This window comes from Bacillus sp. JJ1127, from assembly GCF_036965845.1.
Lineage (GTDB): Bacteria > Bacillota > Bacilli > Bacillales > Bacillaceae_G > Bacillus_A.
Genome location: NZ_JBALQK010000191.1, coordinates 358 through 14156, shown reverse-complemented (window position 1 = coordinate 14156; position 13799 = coordinate 358). Strand labels below are relative to the sequence as shown.

General features: G+C 35.2%; 11 protein-coding genes, 1 pseudogene and 1 other annotated feature. Of the genes and pseudogenes, 8 read left to right on the top strand and 4 right to left on the bottom strand.

Going from position 1 to position 13799, the window contains the following annotated elements:
- The first annotated feature begins 270 nt into the window (after positions 1-270).
- Positions 271-516 (top strand) — a binding site (T-box leader).
- Between the two features lie 139 nt (positions 517-655).
- The 3 genes from ilvE (at position 656) to ilvA (ending at position 4602) form a co-directional block, all read left to right on the top strand.
- On the top strand, positions 656-1555 hold the full coding sequence (ilvE, locus tag V7183_RS18440; protein WP_335360394.1) for a branched-chain-amino-acid transaminase: 900 nt from the start codon (positions 656-658) through the stop codon (positions 1553-1555).
- Between the two features lie 74 nt (positions 1556-1629).
- Complete coding sequence (gene ilvD / locus V7183_RS18435) at positions 1630-3303, top strand: dihydroxy-acid dehydratase (protein WP_335360393.1); 1674 nt, start codon at positions 1630-1632, stop codon at positions 3301-3303.
- Positions 3304-3339: 36 nt separating this feature from the next.
- Positions 3340-4602: a threonine ammonia-lyase IlvA gene (gene ilvA, locus V7183_RS18430; protein WP_335360392.1), complete on the top strand. Its 1263-nt coding sequence runs from the start codon at positions 3340-3342 to the stop codon at positions 4600-4602.
- A gap of 47 nt (positions 4603-4649) precedes the next feature.
- On the opposite strand, the pseudogene V7183_RS18425 reads toward ilvA, so the two are convergent.
- A pseudogene (locus tag V7183_RS18425) lies at positions 4650-4931 on the bottom strand (CapA family protein); the annotation flags it as partial.
- Between the two features lie 23 nt (positions 4932-4954).
- On the opposite strand from V7183_RS18425, the gene V7183_RS18420 reads away from it, so the two are divergent.
- Positions 4955-5668 carry a DUF554 domain-containing protein gene (locus V7183_RS18420; RefSeq protein WP_097896420.1) on the top strand — a complete coding sequence of 238 codons (714 nt, stop codon included), beginning with the start codon at positions 4955-4957 and terminating at the stop codon, positions 5666-5668.
- 61 nt (positions 5669-5729) lie between these two features.
- On the opposite strand, the gene V7183_RS18415 is transcribed toward V7183_RS18420, so the two are convergent.
- The 3 genes from V7183_RS18415 to V7183_RS18405 are packed head-to-tail and all read right to left on the bottom strand — an operon-like array spanning position 5730 to position 8081.
- The gene (locus V7183_RS18415; protein WP_335360391.1) at positions 5730-6458 is read right to left on the bottom strand and encodes an ABC transporter permease; all 729 of its coding nucleotides are present in this window, start codon (positions 6456-6458) and stop codon (positions 5730-5732) included.
- Entirely contained in the window at positions 6458-7174 is a 717-nt protein-coding gene (locus V7183_RS18410) for an ABC transporter permease (protein WP_335360390.1), read from the bottom strand. The genes V7183_RS18415 and V7183_RS18410 overlap by 1 nt, the downstream gene beginning before the upstream one ends.
- Positions 7149-8081, bottom strand: a complete 933-nt coding sequence (locus V7183_RS18405; protein ID WP_335360389.1) for an ABC transporter ATP-binding protein — start codon at positions 8079-8081, stop codon at positions 7149-7151. Before V7183_RS18405 ends, V7183_RS18410 begins: the two co-directional genes overlap by 26 nt.
- A 177-nt stretch (positions 8082-8258) precedes the next feature.
- Here V7183_RS18405 and V7183_RS18400 point away from each other — a divergent pair, with 177 nt between their 5' ends.
- From V7183_RS18400 to V7183_RS18385, 4 genes are all read left to right on the top strand, one after another.
- The gene (locus tag V7183_RS18400) at positions 8259-8930 is read left to right on the top strand and encodes a response regulator transcription factor (RefSeq protein ID WP_097896389.1); all 672 of its coding nucleotides are present in this window, start codon (positions 8259-8261) and stop codon (positions 8928-8930) included.
- Positions 8930-10276, top strand: coding sequence for a HAMP domain-containing sensor histidine kinase (locus V7183_RS18395; protein WP_335360388.1), 1347 nt, complete (start codon positions 8930-8932; stop codon positions 10274-10276). The genes V7183_RS18400 and V7183_RS18395 overlap by 1 nt, the downstream gene beginning before the upstream one ends.
- A 15-nt stretch (positions 10277-10291) precedes the next feature.
- Positions 10292-11161 carry a GNAT family N-acetyltransferase gene (locus V7183_RS18390; RefSeq protein ID WP_335360387.1) on the top strand — a complete coding sequence of 290 codons (870 nt, stop codon included), beginning with the start codon at positions 10292-10294 and terminating at the stop codon, positions 11159-11161.
- A 454-nt stretch (positions 11162-11615) separates the two neighbouring features.
- Positions 11616-13799 (top strand): ThiF family adenylyltransferase (locus V7183_RS18385; RefSeq protein WP_335360386.1); only part of this gene is annotated, 2184 nt, incomplete at its 3' end.

Genomic DNA, 13799 nt, shown 5'->3' with positions numbered 1-13799 from the left:
GAGAGCTGCCCCGTGGCTGGAAGGGTGGTAACGATCGAATCATTGAAGATCACCTCGGAGCATCGCTTGCGAAAGGGAAACTGAGTAGAGGGCGGCGGTATCGTCTCCGGTAAATGGACGGGGGTCTGATAGGACCTACAGAGCTTATATTTCGTGAGAAGTATAAGGAAGCTGAGTGGTAACGCGAAACTCTCGCCTCAGCAATCAAAGCTACTATGGTGTAGTAATTGATTGCTGAAGCGAGAGTTTTTATTTTAGAAAATAGAATAGAAGAATGTGAAGAAGAGGAGAGTAAACGATATAAATTGTTTCAGAGAGCTGCCCCGTGGCTGTGAGGGTAGTAACAATTATATCGATTGAAAATCACCTCGGAGCATTACTCACGAAAGGAAACAAGTAGGGAGTAACGGAGTTGTTCCCGGTAGAAGAACAGAAGTCTAATTTGGACTTACAGAGCTTATATTTTGTGAGAAGTATAAGGAAGCTGAGTGGTACCACGATTCCCTCGTCTCAGTACTAGGTTGCTACACGTTTGTAGAAAATCGATTGTTGAGGTGAGTATATTTTTAGGTTTAATATACAGAATATTCTGTCTAAATGTATTCTTCTCAGCAATCGATATAGAAATGGATTGCATAAAAAGGAGCGATGTAAGATGGGAAACCAGTATATCTATATGAATGGGGAATTAGTAGAGAAGGAAAAAGCGGTTGTTTCAGTATATGATCACGGATTTTTATATGGAGACGGCGTATTTGAGGGGATTCGTAGTTACGGCGGAAATGTATTTTGTTTAAAAGAGCATTTGAAGCGTTTATATGAATCCGCGAAATCAATTTTACTCACTATTCCAATGACAGTAGAAGAAATGGAAGAAGCAGTTTTACAGACACTACAAAAAAATGAATATGCCGATGCATATATCAGGTTAATTGTTTCAAGAGGAAAAGGGAATTTAGGACTCGATCCAAGAGGTTGTGAAAAGCCGAGTGTCATTATTATCGCAGAACAGTTAAAGTTGTTTCCACAAGAATTTTATGATAACGGCCTTAGCGTTGTATCTGTTGCATCTCGCCGGAATATGCCGGATGCGCTTGATCCACGCATTAAGTCAATGAATTATTTAAACAATGTATTAGTAAAGATTGAAGCAGCACAAGCTGGTGTACTAGAAGCACTTATGTTAAATCAACAAGGATATGTTTGTGAAGGATCAGGAGATAACGTTTTTGTTGTGAAAGATGGAAAAGTGTTAACACCTCCTGCCTATTTAGGAGCATTAGAAGGTATCACACGAAATAGTGTGATTGAACTGTGTGAACGATTAGGTATCTCATGTGAAGAAAGACCATTTACTCGTCATGATGTATATGTAGCAGACGAAGTGTTTTTAACAGGAACTGCTGCTGAATTAATTCCAGTTGTAAAAGTTGATTCCAGAGAAATCGGGAATGGAAAGCCAGGAGAAGTGACCAAGCAGTTAACGGAAGAATTTAAAAAGTTAACTAGAGAGCGAGGCGTACGCGTTCCGGGCCTAGCAGAGAGTTTAGCTTAAGGAGCAGATGGTTAGCAAAATAGAGGAACACCATGCAGTTTGTAAAGAAAAATGTGTAGGAGGGACTTAAAAAAATGAGAAGTGACATGATTAAAAAGGGCTTTGATAAAGCACCACATCGTAGTTTATTAAAAGCAACAGGTTTGAAAGATGAGGATTTTGACAAGCCGTTTGTAGCAATTTGTAATTCTTTTATTGAAATTATTCCAGGACATAAACACTTAAATGAATTTGGCCGCCTTGTAAAAGAAGCGGTGCGCGCTGCAGGAATGGTTCCGTTTGAATTCAATACAATTGGAGTAGATGATGGGATTGCAATGGGGCATATTGGTATGCGTTATTCACTCCCAAGCCGTGAGATTATTGCTGATTCGGTTGAAACAGTAGTAAATGCGCACTGGTTTGATGGGATGATTTGTATTCCGAACTGTGACAAAATTACACCTGGTATGATGATGGCAGCATTGCGTGTTAACATTCCAACCGTGTTTGTTTCAGGTGGACCAATGGCGGCTGGGAAAACATCTAAAGGTGATGTAGTCGATTTAAGCTCTGTTTTTGAAGGAGTAGGAGCTTATCAATCTGGGAAAATTTCAGAAGAAGAATTAAAAGATATTGAAGATCATGGCTGCCCATCTTGTGGTTCTTGTTCAGGTATGTTCACTGCAAATTCGATGAACTGCTTATGTGAAGTATTGGGACTTGCGCTTCCTGGGAATGGAAGTATTTTAGCGACAGATCCAAGGCGTGAGGAATTAATTAAACAAGCAGCTGAAAAATTAAAAGTATTAATTGAACGTGATATTAAACCACGCGACATCGTGACAGAAGAAGCGATTGATGATGCATTTGCGCTTGATATGGCGATGGGAGGATCAACGAATACGGTATTACATACGCTAGCAATCGCACAAGAAGCGGGACTTGATTATGATATGAGCCGTATTGATGCAGTTTCGAGACGTGTCCCTCACCTATGCAAAGTAAGTCCAGCTTCAAATTGGCATATGGAAGATATTGATCGCGCGGGTGGCATTAGTGCAATTTTAAAAGAATTAAGTAGAAAAGAGGATGTACTTCATCTCGATCGTATTACTGCTACTGGTCAGACATTACGAGAAAACATCGCTCATGCAAATATTCAGGATAAAGAAGTAATTCACTCTCTTGAAAATCCTCATAGTGAAGAAGGTGGCCTGCGTATATTAAAAGGAAACCTTGCAAAAGATGGTGCTGTTATTAAAAGTGGTGCAACAGAAGTAAAACGATTTGAGGGCCCGTGTGTTATTTTTAATTCACAGGACGAGGCACTTGCAGGAATTATGCTTGGAAAAGTAAAAAAAGGAGATGTTGTTGTTATTCGTTATGAAGGGCCAAGAGGTGGTCCTGGTATGCCAGAAATGTTAGCTCCAACATCAACAATTGCTGGTATGGGGTTAGGGGCAGATGTTGCTCTCTTAACAGATGGACGTTTCTCAGGGGCATCACGTGGTATTTCTGTAGGACATATCTCACCAGAAGCGGCTGCCGGCGGGGAAATTGCACTTCTTGAGCAAGGAGATATCGTATGTATTGATGTAGATGAGCGTTTACTTGAAGTGAGAGTAAGTGAAGAAGAGTTAGAAAAACGCCGGACAGAGTGGAAAAGACCAGAATTAAAAGTAAAAACGGGATGGCTTGGGCGCTACGCACAAATGGTGACATCAGCAAATACAGGCGCAGTATTGAAAATGCAAAATTTTGATTGAAATGATATAAAAAAAAGAGATAAGGAATGATACGAAATGGTGCAAAATGTAAAGGAGAGAGTGAAAATTGAAGATATCCTTATGGCTCATAATCATATGAAGGATATCGTCAATAAAACACCGCTTCAGCGAGATGCGGTTTTATCTGAGAAGTATGAATGCGACGTGTATGTGAAAAGAGAAGACTTGCAAGTCATTCGTTCATTTAAAATTCGTGGTGCTTACAATTTAATTCAAAGTTTATCGAAAGAACAATTACAAAACGGTGTCGTATGTGCGAGTGCTGGTAACCACGCGCAAGGTGTTGCGTACACATGTAATTTATTGAAGATTCCGTCAAAAATTTTCATGCCAACAACAACACCAAAGCAGAAAGTATCACAAGTCCAGTTCTTTGGCGGTGATTATGCGGAAATTGTATTAGTCGGTGATACATTTGATAGTTCTTTTCAGGAAGCACAGCGCTATTGTGAAGAAAATCGTATGACGTTTGTGCATCCATTTGATGATCCATATGTGATTGCCGGTCAAGGGACGGTTGCAGTTGAAATTTTACATGATATGGAGCAACCCGTTGATTACGTGTTCACAGCAATCGGCGGTGGCGGTCTAGCCTCTGGTATCGGTACATATGTAAAAGGTGTGAGTCCTACTACAAAAGTAATCGGTGTGGAACCAAAGGGAGCAGCATCGATGAAAGAAGCTTTTTTACAAAACAAAAATGTGACGCTAGAGAGCATTGATAGTTTTGTGGATGGAGCAGCGGTCAAGAAGGTAGGGAAATTAACCTTTGAAACTTGTAAAGATGTACTCGATGATATTGTATTAGTTCCTGAGGGAAAAATTTGTACAACAATTTTAGAATTATATAAGAAAAATGCAATCGTTGCGGAACCAGCTGGTGCTCTTTCCATTGCGGCGCTCGACTTTTATAAAGATGAAATAAAAGGGAAAAGCGTTGTTTGTACGTTAAGTGGTGGGAATAATGATATTGATAGAATGCAAGAAATGAAAGAGCGCTCTCTCATTTACGAAGGATTAAAACATTATTTTATCATTGAATTTCCGCAGCGCTCAGGGGCATTGCGAGAGTTCCTGGATAAAGGCTTAGGGCCAGAGGACGATATTACCCGCTTTGAGTATATTAAGAAACACAATAAGGAAAATGGTCCCGCGCTTGTTGGCGTGGAGTTAAAACATAAAGAAGATTATGAGCCGTTAATTACTCGCTTTCAAGAGAATCATATTCAATTTGTAGAGTTAAATAAAAACCCTGTTTTGTTTGATTTGCTAATTTAATATACAAACAAGAAAGAGAGCTAAAAAATGATAAGCTCTCTTTCTATCTATTTGCGTTTGTCAATTATTTTTCCATTTTCATCAATTTCTATGTCACCTGAAACAGTCTGTAAATATTGTAAGGCTGTTTTCTTTTCTTCAGGGGTAACAAGAGAAATTTGATCGTTACGGATGATATAAGGATTGAATGACATTTGGACATCCTTTCCTTTAAATGTAAGAGTTAGTATACCGGTTTTGACACTTTTTCTTTTTACATAGTTTGGGAACAGGAAGTTTCCTAATGAATAAGCTACTGGGGCTTTATTGTAATACTCAAAGTCTTGCAGTCAATGAGGATGTAGAATATGGAATGGTTATATTAGGAGCAGTTGTAAATGGAGTATGTATCATTATAGGTACGTTATTGGGTAAAGTGTTGAGTAGCATTCCGGAAAGTATGAAGGGAACGGTTATGCATACGATTGGTCTAGCTGTTACAGTACTGGGATTACAAATGGGATTGAAGAGTGAGAACTTTCTTGTTGTCATTTTAAGTCTTGTAATAGGAGCGGTAATAGGGGAATGGCTACAATTAGAAGAGAAATTAAAAAGTTTAGGAGATTGGTTAGAAAATAAAGTTGGTTCCAAAGGAGAAGGAAGTATATCTGTAGGGTTTGTAACAGCGACGTTAATCTTCGCAATTGGAGCGATGGGGATACTAGGAGCATTAGATAGTGGTATTCGTGGAAATCATGATGTACTCTTTACAAAAGCGATTATTGATGGGTTTATTTCTCTTATTTTAACAACAACGCTTGGGATTGGAGTATTGTTTTCAGCAGTACCAGTTATCTTATATGAAGGTGTAATTGCTATATTTGCGACGCAAATCGATAATTTTGTACCGGAGAAATTGATGAATCAATTTATAACTGAGATGACTGCGACAGGTGGCATTATGATTCTTGCGATTGGATTAAACCTACTTGGTTTTATTAAAATTAAAGTAGCAAATTTATTGCCAGGGATATTGGTAGTTGGAGTAATTGTTTCTACTATATATGGATACAACTCGTATGTCTAGTTTTGATAACCCAGAACTTTTTTTTGAACAGTTCTGGGCTATTTATATTGTATATAAGGAATTAATATGCTTTTTTCATAAAATGAACAAAACCACCTATAAATAAAATAACAAAGCTACCAATTACGACAAATATTAGTGTGTGAAAAGAAATATAAAATAGTTGTGAATCTTCTTTAGGAAGCATGGCGAGAAATGGTTGAGCCCATGGATAAAAAGGACCAAACCTTTCGGAATTTGCAATCATTAGAGCGGGTATGGAAGCTATAACATTTAAAGCAATCGGTGCCGCAAAGCTGGACCAGATAGTTGACACCCATAATTGTAAGGCGATTAAAGGTAGAGTAGCAATCCAGCCCCCCGTAACACTTTTAATTGTAGGAATGAGCGGAAACGGACCGGATAAATGCAAAAGTTGTCCAACACTAACATAGCTTATAATGAAGAGAACTTGCATTGTACCTACAAATAAGAGAACAAATAAAAATTTCATTATATAGGTGTGATACCTTGTTATCGGTTGTACCAACAGTTGTTTCCATCCCCCGTTTGAATGTTCATATCGGCAAATAAATGCAGTGAAAATGCCTGTTAACAATGGTAAAAGTAGCATGCCGTGTATCGTTATCATAATATTATAAACTAATTCCCAATGTTTATATTCAGGGTAGCTTGAACCACTTGCATAGGCGATTCCTCCAGCTAAAATAGGACTCAAAAATAATAATATCCATATTTTTGTTTTTTTCATTTTATAAAATTCAACTTGCATTGTTCTAAGCCAAATCATTATTTGTGCACATCCCTTCTAGTAAAATCTGCTGTTTCGACAAACAGCATACATATACTAACGATTAGACCCATTGCTACACATAAAAGTGGAGGTCCCCAGTCAATCCGTAAACTTGGCCATCGCCATATGAACCAATTTGGAAGAGCTGCTGAAAACATTGTGAAAATAGTTCCTAACAGTCCGATTGTAAATGTAATACTTTGGTTTTGAAATGTGACAGCGACCCATAATTGTAAAGCTACAATTGGTAGTGCTGACCAATAAGGATAGAAACTCATTTTAAATATAGAAAACCATGGGATTGCAGTATCGAATTGTAATGCTAAACCTAACCCAACTGTACCAATCAATAATAAAGAACAAGATACAGTGAGCAGGCAAAACACCAATATAAATTTTACTAAAAAAATATGTCTCTTCTTAATAGGTAAGGATAGAAGGTGTTTCCATGAACTAGAATGATGCTCTATATGAGCGATTAAAGAAGTAATAATGGTAGTACCTAATATAAGGGTTACTAGAGCAAGCGGTTGTGTCTCAGAAATAAGGCCGCCCCATAAGTCTTTTGCATATTTCTCTGTCAACCAATCATAACGAAGAAAAAAATTACATGCTTGAAGCGAAATGACACCTACTGGTCCTAAAAAAATTAAAAACCAAATCCATGTCCTCTTTATTTTTAAAAGCTCAGATTGAAAGAGGCGTTTGTACATGTGTCTCCTCCTCCTTTACAAGCTGTAAGAATATCTCTTCGAGTGATTTTTTATTTTCTTCAATTCTAAATATAGAAATGTTATGTGTTACAAGTGTTTTTACAATCTCTCCAACAGTTTCGTTTGATACGTTTGATAGAATAATTCGCTTCTCCTCTTGCACGGAAGGAATTCCTTTAGCAAGAATGATTTTCCAAGCAGCATCTGGTTTGTCAGTCATAAGTGAAATAGAATGCTGAGCATGATGGCGTAATATTTCTATTTTATCTTGAAAAATAAGCTTTCCTTTTGCGATGATTCCAACATAAGTTGCCATTTGATCAATTTCACTTAATAAGTGACTAGATATAAGAATGGTAATACCTCTTTCTTTCGCTAATTGTTTAATTAAAGTGCGAATTTCATGAATCCCCTCTGGATCAAGTCCATTTGTCGGCTCATCTAAAATTAATAGCTGTGGATCACCAAGTAAGGCAATTGCAATTCCTAACCGTTGTTTCATTCCTAGTGAGTATTCTTTTACTTTCTGTTTTGCAGCATGTTGTAGACCAACGATTTGCAAAACCTCTGCAATCTTTTCTTTCGGAACATTACGTAATATACGATAGACTTCTAAATTTTCAATAGCATTTAAGTGAGCATAATAAGATGGATTTTCAACAAGAGCTCCAATTTTAGATAATATGGATAAACGTTCTTTTGCTAAATCTTGTTGAAATATTGTGACATTCCCTTGCGACGGTTTAATAAGACCTAATAACATGCGAATGCTAGTTGTTTTACCAGCTCCGTTAGGTCCGAGGAATCCGTAAATCTCTCCTTTTGGAATTTTTAAATCTACGTTATGTACCACATAATCATTTCGATATTTTTTTGTTAACCCTGCCGTTTCTACAATATAATTCATATTCCTATCACCTCAAATCAAGTATAGGAAATAAAGGTTAATGATAAGGTTAGAAGAGTTTAAGATTTGTTTAAATTTATACATTATTACCTAATTTTGGAGTATGCTAGTTTTCAAATTGTGTTGTATTCCTTATGATGGAAGAGAACGGTTAAATTTATATATGAAGGTGAAAAAATGACACACATTTTATATGTTGAGGATGATCTTGAGATTGGGGAATGGGTAAAAAGAGAACTGGAGAAACAAGAGTATGAAGTTTCATGGTTTACTTCAGAGAAAGGTACTAATGAAGCGTGTGAAACAGCCGATGTAATTGTTTTAGATGTTATGTTACCCGGGCTTGATGGCTTTACATTAGCCCAACGTTTTAAAAGTGAATATCCAGATATTCCAATCATTATGCTGACTGCAAGAACAACACTAGAAGATAAAATATATGGATTAACATTTGCTGATGATTATATAACAAAGCCATTCCATCCCAAAGAGTTAATGGCACGTATTGAAGTTTTATTAAGGCGGTACAACAAAGATGGGGCAGAAGTGCAACATGTGAAACATCTAAAAGTATTTATGAAAGATTACCGGATTGTTGATGCAGACACAGATGATGAAATTGTTCTATCAGGAAAACAGCATCAAATCTTTTTCTATTTGATGAAGAATATGAATCGTACATTAACAAAGGAACAAATTTTTGAGGCAGTATGGAATGAAGCCTACATAGAAGGGGATAAATCATTAATGGTTCATATCCGCCATTTACGTGAAAAAATAGAGAGAAATCCAAGTAGCCCTAAAATAATAGAAACAATACGTGGAATTGGTTATCGGTGTAAGGCATGATGAAAAAAACTTCGTTATTGAGAAAGTATTTACTTATCATATTTATAGCGATGATTTTGTTACCATTAATTGTTCCCTTGACTTCGATGCTCTTTATGAATTACGTGGAGTGGATCAGAGGGTTAGGTGTATATTATTCAAGTGGAAAAATTGAAGAAGAATGGCAAAGTAAAGCGAGGATTTTACATGAAGAAAATCCAGCAGAAATTCAACAAGTTTTTCAAAGTTTTCACGAGAAGTATCCAGAAAGCTCGTTATTTTGGGTAAATAGTCGTGGTGAAACGAGTTTTCAAATTCCAGAACAGCAGCATATTCCGAAACAATGGTCTGCTAGTGATTCAGTGGGGTTTATGAAAAAAAGCTTTGACGGTGATCCATATACGATCGTTTCTTATATAGGAGAAAATGAGCGAGGAGCATTCATGGTATTTCAAATTCCAAGAAAGTATTTTAAACCACCAATGCATCAAGTTCGAGAAAAATTTGAAGTTGTATTTGAAGCTGTGATTATTTCTTTTTTTGCAATATTTATTGTTTCTTCTATTGTATTCTTTCTAAAAATTAGAAAACGATTGTTAAAGTTACAAAAGGCAATGGAACTACCCCAGGATCATTCTCTTCCATCACCAGTTCAAATATCAAAACAAGATGAGATTGGTTTGTTAGAAGAGTCATTTAATCGAATGGTAGGAGCTTTACAGCAAAGTCGGATGAAGGAGAAGGAAGAGGAACAATTTCGTAGAAAATTAATTGCTGATCTATCTCATGATTTGCGAACACCATTAACGACAATGCGTGCACAAATGGACTCTTTGAAAGAAGAGGTTATCTCGGAAAAGGGATACAAAACAATTACGCTAATGGATGAAAAAATTAATTACCTAGCCGAATTAATTGAGAACTTACTATCCTATTCGTTAATAACAGCAAAAAAATATCCGTATCACCCAGAACGAACGGATATGACACGTTTAATGAGAAAACTTGTTGCATCATGGTATGACATATTAGATGAGCAAGGTTTTGAAGTTGATATTATGATTCCAGAACAGCAGTTATTTTGGAATATTGATGAAAATTGGTTTCAAAGAATCATAGATAATGTAATTCAAAATGTAGTTCGACATGCGAGTGATGGGAATTTTATAGGAGTATATATGAACCATGAAGAAGGAACGATTGCAGTCGTTGACCATGGGTCAGGTTTTCAAAATGCTCATTCGTCAAATAAGGGTGCGGGAATTGGATTATCCATCATTGCTGTTATGGCGAAAGAAATGGATATTGAATGGTGTATAGAATCTGATGATACAGGAGCGACGTTTCTATTTAAAAAGTTAGTGTAGAAGGGAGAATAATACATGGGAGAGTTTCAATTCACAAAGCGTGTAAATAGAATCTTTCAAATTGCAAGTAAAGAGGCTGAATGTAACGAATACAGCATTCAACCTTTAGATTTATTTATAGGAGCTTGCAAGGAAGGAACTGGAGTTTGTGCTGAGTTACATATGTATTTGTTCCGCTATGTTGGTATAGATTTTTTAACAAGGTTATCGTACTTACAACATACATATTTTAAAGATAAAAGATATATGAAAATAGAAGGATATAAAGTTTCTTATAAAACAATGGAAATCTTTCAGCTAGCTAAGCGTAAGATGGAACGGTTTAATCAAGTGTATGTAAATGAAGGGCATATTTTAAGTGTTATTCTTCAGCAAAATGAGGAGATTCAAAATGTAATAGGTGAAGATATTCAACAAGGAATTTTACAAATTGTTTCAGTACCGAGAGATATGACCGTGAACTTGAAAAATTGTGAAATAGCAACAACTATGAATCATTCAATTTGTAATGTTAGCCGAGCAACTCAATCTGATGTAGAAGAACTTCTCCAATTTGTTATCTATGAATTTGGTGAAAGATGGATTGAAGCGGTGAATAAAGGTTTTCGAGAATATAAAGAACCACCAATTTATATTGCAAAGCAAAATGAAAAGATTATTGGTTTTGCTTGTTATGATGTTGTAAGAGAAAAGAAGGGGCTATTTGGACCGATGGGAACAGCTAAAAATAATCGTGTAAAAGGTGTGGGGAGAGAACTGTTATATCGATGCTTGTCTGATATGAAGCAAATTGGTTATGAATATGCAATTATTGGTCAAGCAGGCCCGATTGAGTTTTATGAGAGAAGTTGTCATGCTCAATTAATACCGATTGAAATAACATGATATGTATTGCTGGAGGAGTAATCAGTGGGATGGAGGAAACCCACTGATTAAATTTTTATTTTTTGAAAAGTTAGTAGATAAAATGGTTAGGAAATATTATATTTTTCCAGTAGAATATTTTACTTGATAAAATATAGATCTCTATTGCTCCAATGGATTGTGGCTAGGAAATAAAATGTCGAATAGGAAATGTGGCAGGAATTAGAAAATGTTTTATCAACATCTGAAAATTCTGAATATATGAAATTGAGTTGAAGTTAAAAGGGGATAATTGTTAATATATCCTTGTATTACCAATATATTGAAAAAAAGGGGGTCTTCAAATGAAACTAACAGTCAAAATTAAAAAAGCTACGCAACGAGAGAATCAATGTGTTTGTTTATTATTATGCTAGTTTTGAAAAGAAGAAGGTGTGCAAACACCTTCTTTTTCAATGGAATGGAGAGAAAGAATATGAGATTAAAAACAAGTTTAAATTTTAGAGGGTATCCGAATAAAAATGAAATTGTCTATTACGATGGAGAAGAACGGATTATTGAAGTGAATGAATTTGAAAAACTATGGTCATTGTTAAAGATTTTAGAAAATCCTATAGGTGATATTCGGGAAAATATACATGAATGGAAGAATAAGAATGGAATGGATGATGAAGAATTACAAAACATTATTCAATTTATAAATGAGAATCGACTTTTATATGAAAAACGTTGTGATGAAGATAAGGAAGAACAGTTGTTTAATCGTAGAAATTTCAACTATTTCAGTACACATGATTCTACTTTACATGCAGATACAATCGTTCAGAAGATGAAGAAGATAAAGGCAGTTGTTATCGGAGCCGGTACGATTGGTGCAACATTATGCATGACGTTATCAAAACTTGGTGTTGGAGAGATTATTGTAATCGATTTTGATACAGTTCATCCTAAAAATATTAGAGCACAAACGATATTTCAAACAGAAGATATTAACAAGAAAAAAATACATGTAATCCAAGAGAAACTGGGTAAGATGGATCCGTATATCAAAATTCAAGTATTTGATATGAAAATAGAAACACTTAAGGATTTATTGCAATTAAATTTAAATGAGATCAGCTATATTTTTGGATGTTTTGATGACTCTTCACTACAATTGCAAAAAGATATAATGGACTATTGTGATGAAGAAAAAATCAAGTATTTTTTGATGGGGTATCATAATGATTTTGTAAAAGTATTGCATGTAAGTAATAGTAATAATGGTGCTCTAATACTTGAGGATAGTTTCCAAAATTATTATACAGAATATGTAATTCGCGAAAATAGAGGAACAATTATTCAAAGTTTAGCTGTTTCACTTATTATTAGCCGGATTATATTTGGAGATATAATAAATGATGAGCATATGCAACAAAATGGATATAGTTTTGATTTTATTAAATTCCGTACTTCAGCAAATCATGAATCAATACCTTGGGAGCCATTTACCCAATCCTTGCAAAAAATTATGCCTCTTCATCAAGAAAAATTGAAGCGGAAAATAGAAGAGATTTCTAATATTGCGTATGTAAAAGGAACTATTCTTCCAAAAGTAATTGAAATTGATATTTTATCTATGCATCAAGTTTTTGATATTTTACTACATATGGATCAGTTGTCTATTTTACAATTGGAAGAGGAGTATAACGAATTTGTTAAACTTATGCATGATATAGAAGAACAGGATGGGAACGAAGAGGAGTATGAGCGGTACTTACAGATAATTCGAAACATGAAAATTGTCTATCAAGGTGAGACATATGCTATTTCTGAAATCTTTGAAATGATGCGTGATGCAAAGGATTATGAAGAGAAGAAATCAATGCAGAGAAGTGTCTATGAGGTATTGCAAAGCAACGGAGATGAAATCCTTCAATTTTTTACAAACAGTAAGAAAAGCTATTTATCTTTGGAAACATCTGATTACTATATGGAAGTTTTTGGAGTGAGGGAAGGAACGTTACATACGTTTGAAGAGAAATTGCAGAAGAGATTTCATGCTCTTATTACGAAAAGTCTATCACTTATATTTCCAAATTCATCGGGGGAAATTAGTGCGGACTTTTTAGCGTATAATGAAGAGGAACGAAGCACAATTTTAATTGATGAGGCGAAAGAAATCATATTAACAAGCTTGGAGAAATGCGGACAAGATCGTTGGATCAATCATATTGAAAAGATGTTTCAATATGATTTTGTGCAAGTGTACAATGAAATTGAAGTGAATAAAACATATTATTTTCCAAATACTAAAGAGAGTAGAATTCTGTTTAACTATCATGATGACGTAGATAGTTTATTTATATTATGTCATGAATTAGGACATGCGTATTTTAATCAAAGTTATAGCCATACGTTCTTTGATGATAGTACGCAATTAGTAAACGAAATTATGGCATATTATTTTGAAATAATCTGTGTGCAAGCAATGTTACAAAATGAGGATATAAGTTTAGAGATAAAGCGGGAAATTGCAAGTCAGTATGTAAAAAGAATACATCAAGTTGTCTTATCTACATATGGGGTTCATTTATTTGAAACGAGTTTAATAAAATGTATACAGGATTATGGAGAAGTTTCAGTAGCAGATTTTTTAAGAATCCGAGAAGAGTATGAT

Bases quoted from the DNA above. Each gene is read 5' to 3' on its own strand.
- ilvE (WP_335360394.1), top strand. From the start codon at position 656: ATGGGAAACCAGTATATCTATATGAATGGGGAATTAGTAGAGAAGGAA.
- ilvD (WP_335360393.1), top strand. From the start codon at position 1,630: ATGAGAAGTGACATGATTAAAAAGGGCTTTGATAAAGCACCACATCGT.
- ilvA (WP_335360392.1), top strand. From the start codon at position 3,340: ATGGTGCAAAATGTAAAGGAGAGAGTGAAAATTGAAGATATCCTTATG.
- V7183_RS18420 (WP_097896420.1), top strand. From the start codon at position 4,955: ATGGTTATATTAGGAGCAGTTGTAAATGGAGTATGTATCATTATAGGT.
- V7183_RS18415 (WP_335360391.1), bottom strand. From the start codon at position 6,458: ATGATTTGGCTTAGAACAATGCAAGTTGAATTTTATAAAATGAAAAAA.
- V7183_RS18410 (WP_335360390.1), bottom strand. From the start codon at position 7,174: ATGTACAAACGCCTCTTTCAATCTGAGCTTTTAAAAATAAAGAGGACA.
- V7183_RS18405 (WP_335360389.1), bottom strand. From the start codon at position 8,081: ATGAATTATATTGTAGAAACGGCAGGGTTAACAAAAAAATATCGAAAT.
- V7183_RS18400 (WP_097896389.1), top strand. From the start codon at position 8,259: ATGACACACATTTTATATGTTGAGGATGATCTTGAGATTGGGGAATGG.
- V7183_RS18395 (WP_335360388.1), top strand. From the start codon at position 8,930: ATGAAAAAAACTTCGTTATTGAGAAAGTATTTACTTATCATATTTATA.
- V7183_RS18390 (WP_335360387.1), top strand. From the start codon at position 10,292: ATGGGAGAGTTTCAATTCACAAAGCGTGTAAATAGAATCTTTCAAATT.